The sequence below is a fragment of the Streptococcus mitis genome (assembly GCA_001560895.1).
Lineage (GTDB): Bacteria > Bacillota > Bacilli > Lactobacillales > Streptococcaceae > Streptococcus > Streptococcus mitis_Q.
In genome coordinates, this window is record CP014326.1 from 979600 (window position 1) to 1002243 (window position 22644).

15 protein-coding genes, 1 tRNA gene and 1 other annotated feature are annotated in these 22644 nt (G+C 40.2%); of the genes, 11 read left to right on the forward strand and 5 right to left on the reverse strand.

Annotated features, from left to right (window positions below; genetic code table 11):
- Window positions 1-347: 347 nt before the first annotated feature.
- Window positions 348-3731, forward strand: coding sequence for a sialidase (locus AXK38_04810; protein AMH88604.1), 3384 nt, complete (start codon window positions 348-350; stop codon window positions 3729-3731).
- A 440-nt stretch (window positions 3732-4171) separates the two neighbouring features.
- Window positions 4172-10762: an alpha-L-fucosidase gene (locus tag AXK38_04815; GenBank protein AMH88605.1), complete on the forward strand. Its 6591-nt coding sequence runs from the start codon at window positions 4172-4174 to the stop codon at window positions 10760-10762.
- 313 nt (window positions 10763-11075) lie between these two features.
- Here AXK38_04815 and AXK38_04820 read toward each other — a convergent pair whose 3' ends face one another.
- A complete protein-coding gene (locus tag AXK38_04820) occupies window positions 11076-12296 on the reverse strand; it encodes a peptidase T (protein AMH88606.1) in 1221 nt (406 codons plus the stop codon).
- 153 nt (window positions 12297-12449) lie between these two features.
- Here AXK38_04820 and AXK38_04825 point away from each other — a divergent pair, with 153 nt between their 5' ends.
- Window positions 12450-13544 (forward strand): ferrochelatase, encoded by a 1095-nt coding sequence (locus AXK38_04825; GenBank protein ID AMH88607.1) that lies wholly within the window; start codon window positions 12450-12452, stop codon window positions 13542-13544.
- Between the two features lie 40 nt (window positions 13545-13584).
- Here AXK38_04825 and AXK38_04830 read toward each other — a convergent pair whose 3' ends face one another.
- Together AXK38_04830 and AXK38_04835 are read right to left on the reverse strand one after the other, a co-directional pair.
- Complete coding sequence (locus AXK38_04830) at window positions 13585-13965, reverse strand: mechanosensitive ion channel protein MscL (protein AMH88608.1); 381 nt, start codon at window positions 13963-13965, stop codon at window positions 13585-13587.
- Between the two features lie 83 nt (window positions 13966-14048).
- Window positions 14049-14480: a sugar translocase gene (locus AXK38_04835; protein ID AMH88609.1), complete on the reverse strand. Its 432-nt coding sequence runs from the start codon at window positions 14478-14480 to the stop codon at window positions 14049-14051.
- Between the two features lie 28 nt (window positions 14481-14508).
- Window positions 14509-14605: a binding site (PreQ1 riboswitch class II), on the forward strand.
- Here AXK38_04835 and AXK38_04840 point away from each other — a divergent pair.
- The 4 genes from AXK38_04840 (at window position 14603) to AXK38_04855 (ending at window position 17695) form a co-directional block, all read left to right on the forward strand.
- Window positions 14603-15112, forward strand: coding sequence for a queuosine transporter QueT (locus AXK38_04840; GenBank protein ID AMH88610.1), 510 nt, complete (start codon window positions 14603-14605; stop codon window positions 15110-15112). It overlaps the preceding feature by 3 nt.
- A 99-nt stretch (window positions 15113-15211) precedes the next feature.
- Window positions 15212-15284, forward strand: a tRNA-Thr gene (locus AXK38_04845).
- Window positions 15285-15626: 342 nt separating this feature from the next.
- On the forward strand, window positions 15627-16703 hold the full coding sequence (locus tag AXK38_04850; protein ID AMH88611.1) for an aspartate-semialdehyde dehydrogenase: 1077 nt from the start codon (window positions 15627-15629) through the stop codon (window positions 16701-16703).
- A gap of 56 nt (window positions 16704-16759) precedes the next feature.
- Window positions 16760-17695 (forward strand): 4-hydroxy-tetrahydrodipicolinate synthase, encoded by a 936-nt coding sequence (locus AXK38_04855; protein ID AMH88612.1) that lies wholly within the window; start codon window positions 16760-16762, stop codon window positions 17693-17695.
- 46 nt (window positions 17696-17741) lie between these two features.
- Here the strand turns inward: AXK38_04855 and AXK38_04860 are convergent, their stop codons facing one another.
- Both AXK38_04860 and AXK38_04865 read right to left on the reverse strand, forming a co-directional pair.
- Complete coding sequence (locus AXK38_04860; GenBank protein ID AMH88613.1) at window positions 17742-19115, reverse strand: tRNA modification GTPase MnmE; 1374 nt, start codon at window positions 19113-19115, stop codon at window positions 17742-17744.
- A gap of 135 nt (window positions 19116-19250) precedes the next feature.
- Complete coding sequence (locus AXK38_04865) at window positions 19251-19433, reverse strand: 4-oxalocrotonate tautomerase (protein ID AMH88614.1); 183 nt, start codon at window positions 19431-19433, stop codon at window positions 19251-19253.
- Between the two features lie 122 nt (window positions 19434-19555).
- Between AXK38_04865 and AXK38_04870 the strand changes: the two genes are divergently transcribed.
- The 4 genes from AXK38_04870 to AXK38_04885 are packed head-to-tail and all read left to right on the forward strand — an operon-like array spanning window position 19556 to window position 22644.
- Window positions 19556-20140, forward strand: a complete 585-nt coding sequence (locus tag AXK38_04870) for a thymidine kinase (protein ID AMH88615.1) — start codon at window positions 19556-19558, stop codon at window positions 20138-20140.
- A 2-nt stretch (window positions 20141-20142) separates the two neighbouring features.
- A complete protein-coding gene (locus AXK38_04875; GenBank protein AMH88616.1) occupies window positions 20143-21222 on the forward strand; it encodes a peptide chain release factor 1 in 1080 nt (359 codons plus the stop codon).
- Window positions 21222-22058, forward strand: coding sequence for a protein-(glutamine-N5) methyltransferase, release factor-specific (locus AXK38_04880; protein ID AMH88617.1), 837 nt, complete (start codon window positions 21222-21224; stop codon window positions 22056-22058). Before AXK38_04875 ends, AXK38_04880 begins: the two co-directional genes overlap by 1 nt.
- Complete coding sequence (locus AXK38_04885) at window positions 22042-22644, forward strand: tRNA threonylcarbamoyl adenosine modification protein (protein AMH88618.1); 603 nt, start codon at window positions 22042-22044, stop codon at window positions 22642-22644. The genes AXK38_04880 and AXK38_04885 overlap by 17 nt, the downstream gene beginning before the upstream one ends.

A 22644-nucleotide genomic window follows, 5' to 3' on the forward strand; every position in this document is an offset into this window, starting at 1 on the left:
ATGTTGTCATTCAGACTTTGTTTTGATGTGAACTATGATTGAAACTAGTTTCAAATAATTTAGAACTTTTAACTATTTTTGAAAGTAAAATCTATTGTCTATTGTGAAGTCTAAAACTGAAAATATTTATTATATAATAAGGTTAAGATAAAATATGAAAGGAGTAAAATGTCTTTCATGACGTATTGCAAAGTTGAACTTTACGCTATGCAAGATTGTTTAAATTAAAAATAATGGAAATTCCCATTAAATAGTTTAGTTTCTTTTGGAATTGTCTAGTCCTAGTGGCTAAAAATTTTAAGTCAAAAAGAAAGCGCTTTACCGAATTAGAAAATGAGAGGTAAAATATGAATCAGAGACATTTTGATAGAAAACAACGATACGGAATTCGGAAATTTACAGTTGGAGCAGCTTCAGTAGTGATTGGAGCGGTTGTTTTTGGTGTTGCCCCTGCTTTGGCTCAAGAGGCACCATCAACGAATAGTGAAACAGCGGGGCAATCTTTGCCAGAATTGCCTAAGGAAGTAGAGACAGGAAATCTGACGAATCTCGATAAGAAACTCGCAGACAAATTGGTAACAGCAACGAATAAGGGAACTGAAGTGAGCCGTGAAGAGTTGCAAGCAAACCCAGGGTCTGAAAAAGCAGCAGAAACAGAAGCATCAAACGAAACTCCAGCTACAGAGAGTGAAGATGAGAAAGAAGATGGAAACATTCCTCGTGATTTTTATGCAAGAGAGTTAGAAAACGTCAACACTGTAGTAGAAAAAGAAGATGTTGAAACCAATCCTTCAAACGGTCAAAGAGTTGATATGAAGGAGGAACTTGACAAGCTTAAAAAACTTCAAAATGCGACCATTCATATGGAATTTAAGCCAGATGCGTCTGCTCCACGTTTTTATAACCTTTTTTCAGTTTCTAGTGATACCAAAGTAAATGAGTATTTCACCATGGCCATCCTTGATAATACAGCAATCGTTGAAGGTCGTGATGCAAATGGAAACCAATTCTATGGTGATTATAAAACTGCTCCTTTGAAGATTAAGCCAGGTGAGTGGAACTCTGTAACCTTTACAGTTGAAAGACCAAATGCAGATCAGCCAAAAGGTCAGGTTCGCGTCTATGTAAATGGTGTCTTGTCGCGCACAAGTCCTCAGTCTGGTCGTTTCATCAAAGATATGCCAGATGTCAACCAGGTGCAAATTGGGACAACCAAACGTACAGGCAAAAACTTCTGGGGTTCTAATCTTAAAGTCCGTAATCTAACGGTTTATGATCGTGCCCTTTCTCCAGAAGAAGTTAAAAAACGTAGCCAGCTTTTTGAAAGAGGAGAGTTGAAAAAGAAACTTCCTGAAGGAGCAAAAGTTACGGATAAGCTGGATGTTTTTGAAGGTGGTGAGAACCGCAAGCCGAATAAAGATGGTATCGCAAGCTACCGTATTCCAGCCCTACTTAAAACTGATAAGGGAACTTTGATTGCTGGAGCTGACGAAAGACGCTTGCATCACTCTGACTGGGGTGATATCGGTATGGTTGTTCGTCGTAGTGATGATAATGGGAAAACTTGGGGAGATAAAATCGTTATCTCAAATCCTCGTGATAATGAGAATGCCAGAAGAGCTCATGCAGGTTCACCAGTCAATATTGACATGGCTCTAGTCCAAGATCCGAAAACTAAGCGAATCTTCTCTATTTTTGATATGTTTGTAGAAGGTGAAGCAGTTAGAGATTTGCCAGGAAAAGCACCGCAAGCCTATGAGCAAATTGGGGATAAGGTTTACCAAGTTCTGTACAAAAAAGGTGAAGCAGGACATTATACAATCCGTGAAAATGGTGAGGTTTTTGATCCTGAAAATAGAAAGACCGAATACCGAGTTGTAGTGGATCCTAAGAAGCCAGCATACAGTGATAAGGGAGACCTTTACAAAGGTGAAGAACTTATCGGTAATGTCTACTTTGATTACAGCGACAAGAATATCTTTAGGGTTTCAAACACCAACTATCTTTGGATGTCTTATAGTGATGACGATGGTAAAACTTGGTCTGCACCAAAAGATATAACGTACGGTATTCGTAAGGACTGGATGCACTTCTTAGGTACTGGGCCTGGTACAGGTATTGCTTTGCACTCAGGTCCTCACAAAGGGCGACTTGTTATCCCTGCTTATACGACAAATAACGTATCCTATCTAGGTGGTTCTCAGTCTTCACGCGTTATTTACTCAGATGACCATGGTGAAACTTGGCATGCAGGTGAGGCAGTCAATGATAATCGTCCAGTAGGCAACCAAACGATTCATTCTTCAACTATGAATAATCCAAGTGCTCAAAATACGGAGTCAACTGTTGTTCAGTTGAATAATGGAGATCTCAAACTCTTCATGCGCGGATTGACAGGTGATCTTCAAGTTGCTACAAGTAAAGATGGTGGAGCAACTTGGGAAAAAGATGTGAAGCGCTATGCGGATGTCAAAGATGTCTATGTTCAAATGTCAGCTATTCATACTGTGCAAGAAGGTAAGGAATATATTATCCTCAGTAATGCAGGTGGACCTGGACGATACAATGGTTTGGTGCACGTAGCACGTGTGGAAGCGAATGGGGATCTAACTTGGATCAAGCACAATCCAATTCAAAGTGGTAAATTTGCTTATAACTCCTTACAAGATCTTGGAAATGGTGAATTTGGTTTGCTTTATGAGCATGCAACTGCCACTCAAAATGAATATACCTTGTCTTATAAGAAATTCAACTGGGATTTCTTAAGTAAGGATGGGATTGCTCCAACGAAAGCAACTGTGAAAAATGCTGTAGAGATGAGCAAAAATGTCATCGCTTTAGAATTCGATTCTGAAGTTTTGGTGAATCAGCCACCAGTTCTTAAATTGGCAAATGGAAATTTTGCGACCTTCTTGACTCAGTACGATTCAAAAACATTGCTATTTGCAGCTAGCAAGGAAGATATTGGTCAGGAAATTACAGAAATCATTGATGGTGCAATTGAGAGCATGCATAATTTGCCTGTAAGTCTTGAAGGTGCAGGAGTTCCTGGTGGAAAAAATGGTGCAAAAGCAGCAATTCATGAAGTTCCAGAGTTCACAGGTGCAGTCAATGGTGAAGGTACAGTTCATGAGGATCCAGCCTTTGAAGGTGGCATCAACGGTGAGGAAGCAGCCGTTCATGATGTGCCAGACTTCTCAGGTGGTGTGAACGGTGAAGTAGCCACTATTCATGAAGTTCCAGAGTTCACAGGTGGTATCAACGGCGAAGAAGCAGCTAAATTAGAACTTCCATCCTATGAGGGAGGCGCTAATGCAGTAGAAGCAGCCAAATCAGAAGTTCCATCTTATGAAGGAGGCGCTAATGCAGTAGAAGCAGCCAAATCAGAAGTTCCATCTTATGAAGGAGGCGCTAATGCAGTAGAAGCAGCCAAATCAGAAGTTCCATCTTATGAAGGTGGATTCCATGAAGCCCAGCCTGCTAGTTCGGATTTACCAACTCTTGCAGATGGTGTCAACGAGGCCGAAGCAGCAGTGCATAAGGTGACAGAATATAAGGCTGACCAGTCTACTGCAGTGCAGGCCATGCCACAAGAACATACTTATCAAGCGCCTGCGGCGCAGCAACATCTCCTGCCTAAAACAGGAAGTGAGGATAAGTCTAGTATTGCAATTGTAGGATTTGTAGGGATGTTTCTTGGCTTGTTGATGATAGGGAAAAAGAGAGAATAATAGAGAAGTTGAGAACTTAATTTTTTAAAAAATAAAAAGAGGTAATGGAAATAAAATTAGGTGCCGACTTGTAAAAGTTAGATTTTTTCTGTCTAATCTTTTAGGTATATATCATAAATCCTATCTCTTTTTATATTAATGGAACTTTATACTCATCTGTCCCTAGCCATAGACTATCACAAAATATAAAGTAAAAAAGTAGTAAAAACCATAAAAATTTTGTGTTTTTATTGTAATATAGTATATTTGGTATGATAAAAATTGGCTATTAGAAGCATTATTTTATCCAAGATAATGTAAGCGATTTCTAGATGTTTGTAATTGTCTAAATAAAGTGCTTATGGGAAGGAGTTTTTGAAAAGTATATAAACATAAGACTGTTACCAGTTAAAACTGGGCTCGGGCAGTAGCTGACTGCTCTAGAAGATTAGGAGTATTTGATGAAACAATATTTTTTAGAAAAAGGTAGAATCTTTAGTATTCGTAAACTGACTGTTGGTGTTGCTTCTGTAGCAGTCGGTCTTGCTTTTTTTGCATCTGGGAATGTTGAGGCTAGTGAACTTGTGACAGAACCGAAACTTGAAGTGGACGGTCAAGCAAAAGATACAGCAGATGTAGATCATGAAAAAGTAGAAGCGATAAAAGAAGAAGTAACTGAAAAAACAGAACCTGACATCGAGAAAGTGGCTAAGGAAGCCAAAACTACTGAAGTGGCTGGTGATGTACTCCCTGAAGAAATCTCTGATCGTGCTTATCCTGATACCTCAGTGAAACAAGTAGATACTTCAGCTATTGTTTCAGAAAGAGAAAGTCCACAAGTAGAGACTAAGAGTATATTGAAACCTACGGAAGTAGCTCCAACTGAAGGCGAAAAAGAAAATAGAGCCATTATCAATGGTGGGCAAGACCTTAAACGTATCAATTATGAAGGCCAGCCAGCTACCTCAGCTGCTATGGTTTATACAATTTTCAGTTCACCTTTAGCAGGTGGAGGTAGCCAACGTTATCTCAATTCTGGATCTGGAATCTTTGTAGCTCCAAATATTATGTTGACAGTAGCTCATAATTTCTTAGTCAAGGATGCGGATACCAATGCAGGTTCTATTCGTGGCGGTGATACTACTAAGTTTTATTACAATGTAGGTTCAAATACTGCTAAGAACAATTCTTTGCCAACTTCAGGAAATACGGTTTTGTTCAAGGAAAAGGATATTCATTTTTGGAATAAAGAAAAGTTTGGTGAAGGAATTAAGAATGATCTAGCTTTAGTAGTAGCACCAGTTCCACTTTCGATTGCAAGTCCAAATAAGGAAGCTACCTTTACTCCTCTTGCAGAACATCGTAACTATAAAGCTGGTGAACCAGTTAGTACCATAGGATATCCGACAGATTCCACTTCTCCAGAATTGAAGGAACCAATCATCCCTGGTCAGTTGTATAAGGCTGATGGTGTTGTTAAGGGTACTGAAAAGCTTGATGATAAAGGAGCAGTTGGCATCACTTATCGCCTGACTTCTGTTTCTGGTCTTTCTGGTGGTGGAATTATTAATGGTGATGGTAAAGTTATTGGAATTCACCAACATGGAACTGTTGATAATATGAATATCGCTGAAAAAGATCGCTTTGGAGGAGGACTTGTCCTATCGCCTGAACAACTAGCATGGGTCAAAGAAATCATTGATAAATATGGAGTCAAAGGCTGGTACCAAGGAGATAATGGTAATCGTTACTACTTTACTCCAGAAGGAGAAATGATTAGAAATAAGACAGCTGTTATTGGCAAAAATAAATACTCTTTCGATCAAAATGGTATTGCGACGCTTCTTGAAGGTGTTGACTATGGACGAGTTGTCGTTGAGCACCTAGACCAAAAAGATAATCCAGTCAAAGAAAACGATACTTTTGTTGAAAATACGGAAGTTGGAACTCAGTTTGACTATAACTATAAAACAGAAATTGAGAAAACTGACTTCTACAAGAAAAATAAAGAAAAATATGAGATTGTATCGATTGACGGAAAAGCTGTCAACAAGCAACTGAAAGATACTTGGGGAGAGGATTATAGTGTTGTGAGCAAGGCTCCTGCAGGAACTCGTGTCATTAAGGTTGTTTATAAAGTCAATAAAGGTTCCTTCGATCTTCGTTACCGCTTGAAAGGTACAGACCAAGAATTAGCGCCTGCAACTGTTGACAATAACGATGGTAAAGAATACGAAGTTTCCTTTGTTCATAGATTCCAAGCCAAAGAAATTACAGGCTACCGTGCAGTCAATGCAAGCCAAGAAGCAACAATCCAACATAAAGGAGTGAACCAAGTTATTTTTGAATACGAAAAAATAGAAGATCCAAAACCAGCAACTCCTGCGACTCCAGTAGTGGATCCAAAAGACGAAGAAACAGAAATTGGAAACTATGGACCACTGCCAAGTAAGGCTCAATTGGACTACCATAAGGAAGAATTGGCCGCCTTCATCCACTATGGAATGAATACCTACACTAACTCTGAATGGGGGAACGGTAGAGAAAATCCTCAAAACTTTAACCCAACTAACCTTGATACAGATCAGTGGATTAAGACCTTGAAGGATGCAGGATTTAAGCGAACAATCATGGTTGTAAAACACCACGACGGATTTGTGATTTATCCATCTAAATACACAGACCACACGGTAGCTGCTAGTCCATGGAAAAATGGTAAGGGAGATCTTCTCGAAGAAATCTCTAAATCAGCGACTAAATATAATATGAATATGGGTGTTTACCTATCACCATGGGATGCCAATAACCCTAAATATCATGTTTCAACTGAAAAAGAATACAACGAATACTATCTCAACCAACTGAAAGAAATCCTTGGCAATCCTAAATACGGAAACAATGGTAAATTTATCGAAGTATGGATGGACGGTGCGCGTGGTAGTGGAGCACAAAAAGTAACCTACACCTTTGACGAATGGTTCAAGTACATCAAAGAAGCTGAAGGAGATATCGCTATCTTCTCTGCTCAACCAACAAGTGTCCGTTGGATCGGTAATGAACGTGGTATCGCTGGAGATCCAGTTTGGCATAAGGTTAAGAAAGCTAAAATCACTGATGATGTGAAGAATGACTATCTCAACCATGGGGATCCAGAAGGGGATATGTACTCAGTTGGTGAAGCAGACGTTTCTATCCGTTCAGGTTGGTTCTACCATGACAATCAACAACCAAAATCAATCAAAGATTTGATGGATATCTACTTCAAGTCTGTTGGTCGTGGAACGCCACTTCTCCTCAATATTCCACCAAATAAAGAAGGTAAATTCGCAGATGCAGACGTGGCTCGCTTGAAAGAATTCCGAGCAACTTTGGATCAAATGTATGCGACTGACTTCGCCAAGGGAGCAACTGTAACTGCAAGCTCTACTCGTAAGAATCACTTGTATCAAGCAAGCCACCTAACAGATGGTAAGGATGATACTAGCTGGGCATTGTCAAATGATGCGAAGACAGGTGAATTTACAGTCGATCTTGGTCAAAAGAGACGCTTTGACGTAGTCGAACTCAAAGAAGATATCGCTAAAGGTCAGCGTATCTCTGGATTCAAGGTTGAAGTTGAACTCAATGGCCGTTGGGTACCATACGGTGAAGGATCAACTGTTGGTTATCGTCGCCTTATCCAAGGTCAACCAGTAGAAGCGCAAAAGATTCGTGTGACTATCACGAATTCACAAGCAACTCCTATTTTGACAAACTTCTCTGTTTATAAGACACCAAGTAGTATCGAAAAAACAGATGGCTATCCTCTAGGCTTGGATTACCATTCAAATACAACAGCTGATAAAGCGAATACAACCTGGTATGACGAATCTGAAGGTATCCGTGGTACATCCATGTGGACCAATAAAAAGGATGCTAGCGTAACCTACCGCTTCAATGGAACTAAGGCTTATGTCGTATCTACAGTGGATCCAAACCACGGTGAAATGTCAGTTTACGTGGATGGTCAAAAGGTTGCAGACGTACAAACTAATAATGCAGCTCGTAAACGTAGCCAGATGGTTTATGAAACAGATGACTTGGCTCCAGGTGAACATACCATCAAACTCGTTAACAAAACTGGCAAAGCTATTGCAACTGAAGGTATCTACACGCTAAATAATGCTGGTAAAGGTATGTTTGAGTTGAAAGAAACTACCTATGAAGTTCAAAAAGGCCAACCAGTTACTGTAACCATTAAACGTGTTGGTGGTAGCAAAGGAGCTGCAACAGTCCATGTCGTGACTGAACCAGGAACAGGGGTTCACGGTAAGGTTTATAAGGATACAACAGCTGATTTGACCTTCCAAGAAGGTGAAACAGAAAAGACTTTGACAATTCCGACAATTGACTTTACTGAGCAAGCTGATTCAATCTTTGACTTTAAAGTGAAAATGACAAGCGCATCAGATAATGCCTTGCTTGGATTTGCTTCAGAAGCAACTGTTCGAGTAATGAAGGCTGACTTACTTCAAAAAGACCAAGTCAGTCATGATGACCAGGCCAGTCAACTTGATTATAGCCCAGGTTGGCATCATGAAACCAATTCGGCAGGTAAATACCAAAATACTGAGTCTTGGGCATCCTTTGGTCGTTTGACTGAAGAGCAAAAGAAAAATGCTAGCGTAACAGCCTATTTCTATGGAACAGGTCTTGAAATTAAAGGTTTTGTTGATCCTGGACATGGTATCTACAAGGTTACTCTAGATGGTAAAGAACTTGAGTATCAAGATGGTCAAGGAAATGCTACTGATGTCAATGGTAAGAAGTACTTCAGTGGAACCGCAACTACACGTCAAGGTGATCAGACTCTTGTTCGTTTGGCTGGACTCGAAGAAGGTTGGCATGCTGTAACCTTGCAATTGGATCCAAAACGAAATGATACCTCTAGAAATATTGGTATTCAAGTTGATAAGTTCATCACTCGTGGAGAAGATAGCGCTCTTTATACCAAAGAAGAATTAGTTCAAGCTATGAAGAACTGGAAGGATGAGTTAGCTCAATTTGATCAGACAAGCTTAAAGAACACTCCAGAGGCTCGTGAAGCTTTTAAATCAAACTTAGATAAATTATCTGAACAACTTTCAGCAAGTCCTGCTAATGCTCAAGAAATTCTGAAAATAGCCACGGCCCTGCAAGCTATTCTTGATAAAGAAGAAAACTATGGAAAAGAAGATACTCCGACATCAGAGCAACCAGAAGAGCCTAACTACGACAAGGCCATGGCAAGTTTGGCAGAGGCTATTCAAAACAAGAGCAAGGAATTAGGTAGCGATAAAGAAGCCAAGAAGAAACTAGTTGAGTTGTCCGAACAAGCTCTTGCAGCTATCCAAGAAGCCAAGACACAAGATGCAGTAGATAAAGCCTTGCAAGCAGCTCTAACTTCTATCAACCAACTTCAAGCGACTCCGAAAGAGGAAGTGAAACCAGCCCAGCCAGAAGAGCCTAACTACGACAAGGCCATGGCAAGCTTGACAGAGGCTATCCAAAACAAGAGTAAGGAACTAGGCAGCGATAAAGAATCCAAGAAGAAACTAGTTGAGTTGTCAGAACAAGCTCTTACAGCTATCCAAGAAGCCAAGACACAAGATGCAGTAGATAAAGCCTTGCAAGCAGCTCTAACTTCTATTAATCAACTTCAGGCTACTCCGAAAGAGGAAGTGAAACCAGCCCAGCCAGAAGAGCCTAACTACGACAAGGCCATGGCAAGCTTGTCAGAGGCTATTCAAAACAAGAGCAAGGAACTAGGTAGCGATAAAGAAGCCAAGAAGAAACTAGTTGAGTTGTCAGAACAAGCTCTTACAGCTATCCAAGAGGCCAAGACACAAGATGCAGTAGATAAAGCCTTGCAAGCAGCTCTAACTTCTATTAATCAACTTCAGGCTACTCCGAAAGAGGAAGTGAAACCAGCCCAGCCAGAAGAGCCTAACTACGACAAGGCCATGGCAAGCTTGTCAGAGGCTATTCAAAACAAGAGCAAGGAACTAGGTAGCGATAAAGAAGCCAAGAAGAAACTAGTTGAGTTGTCAGAACAAGCTCTTGCAGCTATCCAAGAAGCCAAGACACAAGATGCAGTAGATAAAGCCTTGCAAGCAGCTCTAACTTCTATTAATCAACTTCAGGCTACTCCGAAAGAGGAAGTGAAACATTCCATAGTTCCAACGGATGGAGATAAGGAACTAGTTCAACCTCAACCAAGTCTTGAAGTAGTAGAAAAAGTAATTAACTTCAAGAAAGTTAAACAAGAAGATTCAAGTCTTCCAAAAGGTGAAACTCGAGTGACTCAGGTAGGTCGTGCAGGCAAGGAACGTATCTTGACTGAAGTAGCACCAGATGGAAGCCGTACTATAAAACTTCGTGAAGTTGTTGAAGTGGCGCAAGACGAAATTGTATTGGTCGGAACTAAGAAAGAAGAATCAGGTAAAATCGCATCATATGTTCATGAGGTTCCAGAGTTTACTGGTGGTGTGACTGATTCTGAAGCAGCTATTCACAATTTACCAGAGTTTACTGGTGGTGTGTCTGATTCTGAAGCAGCTATTCACAATTTACCAGAGTTTACTGGTGGTGTGACTGATTCTGAAGCAGCTATTCACAATTTACCAGAGTTTACTGGTGGTGTGACTGATTCTGAAGCAGCTATTCATAATTTACCAGAGTTTACTGGTGGTGTGACTGATTCTGAAGCAGCTATTCACAATTTACCAGAGTTTACTGGTGGTATGACTGGTTCTGAAGGAGTTCCTAGTGGAGAAGCTACAAGTCATCAAGAATCAGGATTTACTAGTGATGTAACTGACTCTGAAACAACTATGAATGAAATCGTAGATAAAAATGATGAGAAATCATATGTAGTTCCGCCTATGTTAGAAGATAAAACTTATCAGGCACCTGCAAATCGTCAAGAAGTTCTACCTAAAACAGGAAGTGAAGATGGTTCTGCTTTTGCATCTGTAGGAATTATAGGCATGTTCTTAGGAATGATTGGAATAGTCAAAAGAAAAAAAGATTAATTAATGTAAAATGTCCCTAAATAGTGTATTCGAATTGGATGCAAGAAGGTTGTAACAATTAGTTTTAGATTGTTTTCCTTGTATTAAGTGGAATATAATCAAGTAGACGAGAAAATTGAGAGATGACTAAAGGGTCAGGGAAAGAAGTCACTTCTAATACTTAATGAAAATCAAAGAGCAAACTAGGAAACTAGCCGCAGGCTGTACTTGAGTACAGCAAGGCGATGTTGACATGATTTGAAGAGATTTTCGAAGAGTATAAAATACTAAAACCGAGCATTTCCGTAGTTGGATATGCTCGGTTTTTTATCAATTATTTATAAGCTACGATACCAATGATGGTATCAACTGCACGTTCCATAGTCTGAAGGCTAACATATTCAAAACGTCCATGCATGTTTTCGCCACCAGCAAAGATATTTGGAGTTGGGATTCCCATAAAGGAAATTTTAGAGCCGTCTGTCCCGCCGCGAATTGGTTCAATAATAGGCGTGATACCCAAATCTTCCATAACGGCCTTAGCAATGGTAATTGGAGTCATATCTTTTTCAATGACTTCTTTCATATTGTAGTACTGGTCTGTCAGGTTTAGGGTGACACGGTCGCTACCAAGTTCTTGATTCATCTTATCAGCGATAGACTGCATAGCTGCTTTACGCGCTTCAAAGGCATCTTTTTCAAAATCACGAATGATGTAGCTTGCACGCGCCTCTTCGACACTACCTGTCACATCCATTAGATGGTAAAAACCTTGGTAGCCATCAGTTAATTCAGGTCGGTCATTCTCGGGAAGTTGATTATGGAAATCAATCGCTAGCTGAAGGGCGTTGACCATTTGCCCTTTTGCTGTACCAGGGTGGACATTACGACCTTGGAAATACAATTCAGCACCAGCTGCTGAGAAAGTTTCGTACTGAAGTTCACCTAGTGGTCCACCATCAACTGTGTAGGCAAAATCAACATCAAAATCTTCTGCATCAAATTTATTAGCACCAACACCGATTTCTTCATCTGGACCAAAACCAACACGAATCTCACAGTGTTTGATTTCAGGATGAGCATTTAGATATTCAATAGCAGTCATAATTTCAGCAATCCCTGATTTGTCATCAGCACCTAGCAAGGTTGTTCCGTCGGTTGTGATGAGTGTTTGTCCTGGATATTTTTCAAGACTTTTGAAGTCTGCTGGATCTAATTTAAAACCAGAATTCCCTAGTTCAATCACACCACCATCGTAGTTTTCAATTACCTGAGGATTGACTCCTTCGGCATTAAAATCAGCAGTATCCATGTGGGAGATGAAGCCAATTTTACGTGTTAAAGATGGATCATTGGCTGGCAAGGTTCCAATAGCAAAACCATTTGGTAGATAATAAACATTTTGCAGACCAACACGTTTCATTTCTGGGATCAGGATATTGGTTGCGAAATCAACCTGACTCTGCGTACTTGGAGTAGTAGTAGAGTGTTCATCAGAGCGCGTGTTGACCTTAACGTAGGTTAAAAAGCGGTCCAAGAGATTTGGATAAGTCATAAAAAACTCCTTTTGAATTCATTTTTTCCATTGTATCATAGAAAGAAGAGAAAAACAAAAGACAGAAGATTGAGAATGTCCCTATGTTAGCGTTTACTTATTGATGAATTAATGATAAAATAAACTTGATAAAAACATCACAAGGAAGCAGTTATGAAAAAAGCAATTTTAATGATGACCTTTGGTTCGCCAGAAGAGATTACCTTTGAAGGTGTAGCTGATTTTTTCACAAATATTCGTCGTGGAGTGAGACCCCAAGACCACGAGATTCAAACACTCTATGATAATTATGTACTTATTGGAGGTACGCCTCTGCAAAGAATTACTCGTGAAGAAGTTGCCTTGGTAGAAGCTAGACTGGGGAATGAGTATAGTGTCTATTTTGCCAATAAATTTTCCAGACCCTTTATTCCAGATGTGATTGGTCAGATGGAAGCAGACGGAATTGAGCAGTGTATTTGCCTGATTTTGGAGCCCCATTATTCTTTTTACTCTGTCATGGGCTATGAAAAATTTTTAGAAAGCAAACAAATTCAATTTTTGGTCATTAAGGACTGGTATCAGGAAGAAGCGCTCTTAAACTATTGGGCGGATGAAATTGGTAAGATTTTAAAAGCAGAAGTAAAGCAAGACAGCTTTAAAGTCATCTTTTCAGCCCATAGTGTGCCTATTTTTGCCTTGGACTTTGGTGATCCTTATATAGACCAAATTTTTGAAAATAGCAAGCTAGTTGCTGAAAAACTAGGCTTGAGTTCAGAACAATATACCAACACTTGGCAGAGTGAAAGTGATATCGGTATTCCATGGATTAAGCCAGATGTTTTGGAGTATCTAAGAGAACAGTCAGAACATCCAGAGCATTATATTTTTATACCTATTAGTTTTATCAGTGAGCACATTGAAGTTTTATTTGACAACGATGTAGAATGTTATGACTTGTGTCAAGAATTGGGTGTGAACTACCATCGTCCACCAATGCCAAATACAGATTCTCGCTTGATTGATGCTTTGGTCAATACAGTTAGAGCCAATGAAAATCAAGAGTTTAAGGAATTTCTCCCAGAAGAAGAAACTTTTGATGAATTAGTACCTTCAGATGAGACGAAAAACATTTTGGCTGAATCTCAAGATTTACAAATGCCAGAATTTGTGAAAAAACTGATTGAGAAAAAAGGTCGTGAAAATGTTAAGATGCCTTATTTGATCAAGAAAATGCTAGAGAAAGCAGGTAAGTTGCCGAAAGAGTAAAGAAAAAGGATTTAGCTTTGTGCTAGATCCTTTTAATCGATTATTTTTTCTCAAGAAGCGCTTTGATTTCTTGAAGTACTTCCAATTCAGTTGGAGCAGCTGGAGCTTCCTCAGCAGGTTCTTCTTTTTTAGTAAGGCTTTGAGCTTTTTCCATAGCTTTAATAACGAAGAAGAGAACAGTACCCACAACAAGGAAGTTGATAATAGCACTCAAGAATTTACCATATGTAACACCATTCCATGCAAGCTCAGCGATGTTCTGTACTTTCGCAGCTTCCAAGGCTGGGTTCAATAGGAGTGGAGTGATGATATCATTAACAAATGAAGTAACGATAGCACCAAAAGCAGAGGCAATGATCACACCGACAGCAAGGTCAACAACATTACCACGAAGCAAAAATGCTTTAAGATCTTTTAACATTTTCATTTTCCCTTTCAAAAAATTTTTACTCTTGATTATATATTAATTAAGAAGAGCATGCAAGATATATGCTCAAAAATTTTCTATTTTTTAAAAATAAAAACCTTACTAAAAATGTAATTAAGAATAATTATCAAGAATTGTGAAATAGCTGTTTCGATAGTATTAACCTTGTCTATATTATTATTTACAAATTGTCCAATAATATTAGGAAACTGGGTTACAAAGAGAAAAGTTAAAAATAAGTCTAAAAGAAAAGTAGAAAGGCGGGCAAGAGTAAATTTCACTAAACGTCTTGGCCAATTCTGCCTAGCCTGCTTAAATACAATCGTATCATTTGTGATAAAGGCAAAGAGGATACCAATAATATTTGCTAGGGCAGTAGCAAGGAGTTCTTTATGAGTTAGTTGATAAATGACTAATCGGGATAGAACAGAAATAAGAGTAGTCGCTATACCAAAAAAGAGATAGGACAAGAGCTCGTTCTTAAAGAAACTTTGAATATGATTTTTCATGTTCTTAGTATAGCATAAAGAGGACTATTGTGCTATACTAGTAAGGCTGAATAAATCAACCCTTGGTGCTTAGCTTCTTTCACCAAGCATATTACACGCGTACAACCGCCAAAGGAGAAAAGATGAAAAAATTAACTATTCGTGACGTAGCAGATATTGCAATCGTTGCTGCTATCTACGTCGTTTTGACTGTCACACCGCCTCTCAATGCCATTAGCTATGGCGCTTATCAGTTTCGTATTTCAGAAATGATGAATTTTATGGCTTTTTACAATCCTAAGTACATCATCGGAGTTACCATCGGTTGTATGATTGCTAATTTCTTTAGCTTCGGACTGCTAGATGTCTTTGTTGGTGGTGGATCAACCCTAGTATTCCTCAGTCTAGGTGTTTGGCTTTTTGCAAAATACAGCAAAGATTACCTCTTTAATGGATTAATTCGAAAAGATCATTTCTTCTTTTCAATCCTCTTTTCAATTTCCATGTTTACCATCGCTGCAGAGTTGAATATCGTAGCGCAATTACCATTTTTCCTTACTTGGTTTACAACAGGAGTTGGTGAATTTGCTTCATTGATTATTGGAGCGATTATCATTGGAAAAATTGGTCGTCGAATTGATTTAAGCAAATAGAAGAAGACAAGCTGGGTAGCCTTTACCTGGCTTTTTCTTATAGAAAATTTCTAAGGAAACTTGACAAGTTTTTCTGATTATAGTATACTTCTTAAGTAAGCTGATTTAGCTCAGTTGGCAGAGCGCATCCATGGTAAGGATGAGGTCGCCGGTTCAATCCCGGCAATTAGCATGATATGTATAGGGAAACTCTTGAATGCAAGAGTTTTTTGTTATACTCGATCGAAAAAATTTCTTATTGACAAAATCAAGTATCTCTAGTAATATAGAATATGCGATGAGTCGATAGGTAGTCTTCGGGCTACTATTGAGCATAAGGAGGTCATAACGCAGGAGCGGACCTTGATGAGTTGTGTGAACCTGCTCATCACATGAAGATGCCTCTTAGTCCCTGGTCTAGCGACCGGGGATTTTTATTTTCCAAAAAATGATGAAAAAGCTTTGCAATTCATGGAAAAAGTAGTATAATACATCTATTATAGAAATTTTTAGAAAATTCCGAAAGAGGTTATTTATGGGATATACAGTTGCTGTAGTCGGCGCGACAGGTGCTGTCGGTGCTCAGATGATAAAAATGTTGGAAGAATCAACACTTCCAATCGATAAAATCCGTTTACTTGCTTCTGCACGTTCAGCAGGCAAGACTTTGAAATTTAAAGACCAAGATATTACGATTGAAGAAACGACTGAAACAGCTTTTGAAGGAGTTGACATTGCTCTCTTTTCAGCAGGTGGTTCTACATCAGCTAAGTATGCACCATACGCAGTGAAAGCTGGAGCGGTGGTAGTTGATAACACATCTTATTTCCGTCAAAATCCAGATGTACCATTGGTTGTTCCAGAAGTAAATGCTCACGCACTTGATGCCCACAACGGGATTATTGCTTGCCCTAACTGTTCAACAATCCAAATGATGGTTGCGCTTGAGCCTGTTCGTCAAAAATGGGGCTTGGATCGTATCATCGTTTCAACTTACCAAGCAGTCTCTGGTGCTGGTATGGGAGCAATTCTTGAGACACAACGTGAACTTCGTGAAGTATTGAATGATGGAGTGAAACCACGTGATTTGCATGCGGAAATTTTGCCTTCAGGCGGTGACAAGAAACATTATCCTATTGCTTTTAACGCTCTTCCACAAATCGATGTTTTCACGGACAATGATTACACTTACGAAGAGATGAAGATGACTAAGGAAACTAAGAAAATCATGGAAGATGATAGCATTGCAGTTTCAGCAACGTGTGTGCGTATTCCAGTCTTGTCAGCTCACTCTGAGTCTGTTTACATCGAAACAAAAGAAGTGGCTCCAATCGAAGAAGTGAAAGCAGCTATCGCAGCCTTCCCAGGCGCTGTTCTTGAAGATGATGTAGCTCATCAAATCTATCCGCAAGCCATCAATGCAGTTGGTTCACGTGATACCTTTGTTGGTCGTATCCGTAAAGACTTAGATGCTGAAAAAGGAATTCATATGTGGGTTGTTTCAGATAACCTTCTCAAAGGTGCTGCTTGGAACTCAGTTCAGATTGCAGAAACTCTTCACGAACGTGGCTTGGTTCGTCCAACTGCCGAATTGAAGTTTGAATTAAAATAGTCATATAATTTAGGAGTTCAGATGAACTCCTTCTTTGAAATAGAGAGGTGTTTCTCATGTCTTATCAAGATTTAAAAGAGTGTAAAATCATCACAGCCTTTATTACCCCCTTCCACGAGGATGGTTCCATCAACTTTGATGCTATTCCAGCCTTGATTGAGCATTTATTGGACCATCATACGGATGGAATTCTTCTTGCTGGTACGACAGCTGAAAGTCCTACCTTGACTCACGATGAAGAGTTGGAGATTTTTACTGCTGTACAAAAAGTTGTTAATGGTCGGGTACCGCTTATTGCTGGTATCGGTACCAATGATACTCGTGATTCAATCGAGTTTGTCAAAGAAGTAGCAGAATTTGGTGGTTTTGCTGCTGGGCTTGCTATTGTGCCTTACTACAACAAACCTTCTCAAGAAGGAATGTATCAGCACTTTAAGGCTATTGCAGATGCTTCTGACCTACCAATTATTATCTATAACATTCCAGGGCGTGTAGTTGTCGAGTTGACTCCAGAAACCATGCTTCGCTTGGCTGACCATCCAAATATCATTGGGGTCAAAGAATGTACTAGCTTGGCCAATATGGCTTACTTGATTGAGCACAAGCCAGAAGAGTTCTTAGTCTATACTGGTGAGGATGGTGATGCTTTTCATGCCATGAACCTTGGTGCGGACGGGGTTATTTCTGTTGCATCTCATACAAATGGGGATGAAATGCACGAGATGTTTACGGCCATTGCAGAAAGCGATATGAAGAAAGCTGCAGCAATTCAGCGTAAATTCATTCCTAAGGTTAATGCCCTCTTCTCTTATCCAAGTCCTGCTCCAGTTAAGGCAGTTCTTAACTATATGGGATTTGAAGCTGGACCAACTCGTCTACCTCTTGTTCCAGCACCAGAAGAAGATGCCAAACGCATTATCAAGGTTGTCGTAGATGGTGACTACGAAGCGACTAAGGCAACTGTAACAGGTGTCTTAAGACCAGATTACTAATAAAGACAGTAAAATCCATGACCGCAAGAACGATCATGGATTTTACTTATTTTCCTAAACAGAATTGGCTAAAGAGCTGGGTTATGAGTTCATCAGGAGCAGCATCTCCAGTGATTTCACCGAGGATTTCCCAAGTACGAGTTAAATCCACTTGAAGTAAATCAACTGGCATACCTAGTTCAAGACCTTCATTAACAGCTTGTAGGCTTTCAACGGCCTTCTCAATTAGGGAAATGTGACGTGCGTTAGACAAGTAAGTAGCGTCTTGCTCAATCAAACCAGCATTTTCAAAGAAGAGGTTGTTAATGCGCTCTTCAATCTTATCGATGTTTTGGTTTTTAAGGACGGAAATACGGATGACGTCTTCAGGTAGTTCTGAAGTTTCAATCGCTTCAGGCAGGTCAGTTTTGTTAAGAAGAATAATGCGATTAGTCTCCTGACTGATTTCTAGGAGTTGGCGGTCTTGGGCGGTTAGTGGTTCACTGGCATTTAGCACCAGTAGAACCAAGTCAGCTTCCTTGAGGGCTTTTTTCGAACGCTCAACTCCGATTTGTTCCACGATGTCATCCGTTTCACGGATACCAGCTGTATCAATCAATTTGAGAGGAACACCATTGATGTTGACGTATTCTTCGATGACATCACGTGTTGTACCAGCAATATCTGTGACAATAGCCTTGTCCTCACGCAAGAGGTTGTTGAGAAGGCTTGATTTCCCAACGTTGGGGCGTCCGATGATGGCAGTGGAAATTCCTTCTCGAAGGATTTTACCTCGACGGGCTGTTCTAAGGAGATTGGTTAGTAATTGCTCAAACTCCATTGTCTTTTCTCGGACCACAGCAGTAGTCGCTTCTTCAACATCGTCATACTCAGGATAGTCGATATTAACCTCAACTTGGGCAAGTGTATTGAGGATTTCTTGACGGGTATTATTAATCAGCTCAGAAAGGGAACCGTCTAATTGTTTAACTGCAATGTTCATAGCCTTGTCTGTCTTAGCACGGATGATGTCCATAACGGCTTCAGCCTGAGTCAGGTCCACACGACCGTTTAAAAAGGCACGTTTGGTAAATTCACCAGGCTCAGCCAACCGAGCTCCTTCACGGATCGCTAGTTGGAGAATTTCATTGGTCACCGCAATCCCACCGTGGGTGTTAATCTCGATAATATCTTCACGAGTAAAGGTCTTTGGAGATTTCATAGCCCCAACCATAACCTCGTCCATGACTTTTCCTGTCTGAGGGTCAACGATGTGACCGTAGTTAAGGGTATGGCTAGCAACCTGACTCAAGTCTTTCCCTTTGAAAATCTTTTGTGCAATTTCAAAACTGTCTGTTCCGCTCAAGCGGACAATACCAATAGCTCCTTCACCTAGTGGAGTAGAGATAGCAGCGATGGTATCAAATTCACGTGTAATCATAATATTTCCTTTAGTTAATAGCTCTTTTCTTGGAATATTCCAAGTCTCTTTTCAAATTGTAACAAATTTAGACTATTTCTTCAATGGATGCTACTTGGAGATTGAAAAAGCCTAAGCAATTCTGCTTAAGCTAGCTTATTTGGTGCGCATTTCCCCTTGTGGGAAGTAAGTTCCTTCTGGCATGTCGTTGATGATGACATGGACAGCAGATTGAGGGGCTCCAGTGTTACGGACAACCGCTTCCGTTACTTCCTTAGCAAGAGCCTTCTTTTGCTCGAGCGTGCGTCCTTCAAATAAATCGATGCGTACAAATGGCATAATGGCTTCCTCCACTAGTTTTGATTTCTTCTATTTTACCACATTTTGCCGTTTAAAGCTTAAGAAAATTATGATATACTAGAATGTAGCAAAAATTTAGAAATGGACGTGAAGCAAGAAACATGGCACAGTTGTATTATCGTTATGGGACCATGAACTCAGGTAAGACGATTGAGATTCTCAAAGTGGCCTATAACTACGAGGAGCAGGGAAAAAGTGTTGTGATTATGACTTCAGCTCTGGATACTCGTGATGGTGTTGGCTATGTGTCGAGTCGTATTGGCATGAAACGCCCTGCCATTGCGATTGAGGAAACAACTGATATCTTCGGCTTTATCCGTGACTTACCAGAAACACCTTACTGTGTGCTGGTCGATGAAGCCCAGTTTCTCAAGCGTCACCATGTTTACGACCTAGCTCGTGTTGTTGATGAGTTAGACATACCTGTCATGGCTTTTGGTTTGAAAAATGACTTTCGAAATGAGTTGTTCGAAGGTTCCAAGTATCTCTTGCTCTTAGCAGACAAGATTGACGAAATAAAGACCATCTGCCAGTATTGCAAGAAAAAGGCGACTATGGTTTTGCGAACACAGGATGGACTGCCTGTTTACGATGGAGAACAGATCCAGATTGGCGGTAATGAAACCTATATCTCAGTTTGCCGTAAACATTATTTTGCGCCTGAAATCAATAAGGAGAATGAATAAAAATGAACATCTATGATCAACTACAAGCTGTAGAAGACCGTTATGAAGAATTAGGAGAGTTGCTCAGTGACCCAGATGTGGTTTCGGACACCAAGCGTTTCATGGAGCTTTCAAAAGAAGAAGCTTCAACTCGTGATACAGTAACAGCCTACCGTGAGTACAAACAAGTCCTCCAAAATATCGTCGATGCTGAAGAGATGATTAAGGAATCAGGTGGAGATGCTGACTTGGAAGAAATGGCCAAGCAAGAGCTCAAAGATGCCAAGGCTGAAAAAGAAGAATACGAAGAAAAACTGAAAATCTTGCTCCTTCCAAAGGATCCAAACGATGACAAGAACATCATCCTAGAAATCCGTGGTGCAGCTGGTGGAGACGAAGCAGCACTTTTCGCTGGTGACCTCCTAACCATGTACCAAAAATATGCGGAAGCCCAAGGCTGGCGCTTTGAAGTCATGGAGGCTTCTATGAATGGTGTCGGCGGTTTCAAAGAAGTGGTTGCCATGGTTTCAGGTCAGTCTGTTTACTCTAAACTTAAGTATGAGTCAGGTGCTCACCGTGTGCAACGTGTTCCTGTGACAGAAAGCCAAGGCCGTGTTCATACTTCAACAGCGACAGTTCTTGTTATGCCTGAAGTTGAAGAGGTTGAATACGATATTGATCCAAAAGACCTTCGTGTTGACATCTACCACGCATCAGGTGCTGGTGGACAGAACGTCAATAAGGTTGCGACTGCCGTTCGTATCGTTCACTTGCCAACCAATATCAAGGTTGAGATGCAGGAAGAACGTACCCAGCAGAAAAATCGTGAGAAGGCCATGAAAATCATCCGTGCGCGTGTTGCTGACCACTTTGCTCAGATTGCACAAGATGAACAAGACGCTGAGCGTAAGTCGACAATCGGTACTGGGGACCGTTCAGAACGGATTCGTACTTATAACTTCCCACAAAACCGTGTGACGGACCACCGTATCGGTTTAACCCTCCAAAAACTAGATACCATTTTGTCTGGTAAATTGGACGAAGTTGTGGATGCCTTGGTGCTTTATGACCAAACACAAAAATTAGAAGAATTAAACAAATAATGAAATTAGCTCAATTATTTTCAGATTTTGAAGAAGAATTGATAAGACAAGGAGAGGAAGCTGAAAGCCTCTCTTTTGTCTATCGTAGCCTGAAAAATCTCTCTTTTACAGACTTTGTTTTTGCTCTTCAGCAGGTAGTGACGGAAGAGGAAGAAGTATTTGTAAAAGGAATTTTCCAACAGTTAGCAACTCATAAACCGGCACAGTATATCATTGGTCATGCAGAATTCTTCGGAATGCAGTTAAAAGTTGATGAGCGAGTATTGATCCCTCGTCCAGAGACAGAGGAATTAGTCAAGCTTATCCTGGCTGAAAATTCTGAAGAAAATCTTAAGGTCCTAGATATCGGGACAGGTAGTGGAGCTATTGCTCTCGCTCTAGCAAAAAAAAGACCAGATTGGTCAGTGACAGCAGCAGATATTTCCCAAGATGCTTTAGATTTAGCTAACGAAAATGCTAAAAATCAAAATCTTCAAATATTTTTAAAAAAATCTGACTGTTTTACAGAAATTTCTGAAAAATATGATATAATTGTTTCCAATCCACCCTATATCTCTCGTGAAGATGAGTCAGAGGTCGGCTTGAATGTTTTGCATTCGGAGCCTCATCTAGCTCTCTTTGCAGACGAGGATGGCCTAGCTATTTACCGTAGAATTGCGGAAGATGCAAAAGACTATCTCAAAGATGGTGGTAAGATTTACCTTGAAATTGGTTACAAGCAAGGTCAAAGTGTTCCTGAACTTTTTAGGAAACATCTTCCTGAAAAAAGAGTTCGAACACTCAAGGACCAATTTGGTCAAGATAGGATGGTCGTGATTGATGATAGACAGGATTAGACAAGAGTTAGAAAAGGGTGGTGCAGTTGTCTTACCTACGGAGACAGTTTACGGTCTCTTTGCCAAGGCTCTAGACGAAGAAGCAGTTAACCATGTTTACCAACTCAAACGTCGTCCCAGAGACAAGGCACTCAATCTCAATATTGCCTCTTTAGAGGATATCTTGCATTTTTCAAAGAATCAGCCAACTTATCTTCAAAAACTTGTAGAGACCTTTTTACCAGGTCCCTTGACCATTATCCTTGAAGCCAATGACCGAGTTCCCTATTGGGTCAATTCTGACCTTGCAACTGTTGGATTTCGGATGCCGAGTCATCCCATTACCCTTGATTTGATTCGAGAGACAGGTCCCTTGATTGGGCCGTCTGCCAATATTTCAGGTCAGGCAAGTGGAGTGACCTTTGAACAAATTCTGAAGGATTTTGACCAAGAGGTTTTGGGTCTAGAAGACGATGCTTTTCTAACTGGACAGGATTCAACTATCGTGGACTTGTCTGGAGACAAGGTGAAAATCTTACGCCAAGGGGTCATTAAGCGAGAAGATATTCTTGCTAGGTTGCCAGAGATTTCTTTTGAGGAGGAATGA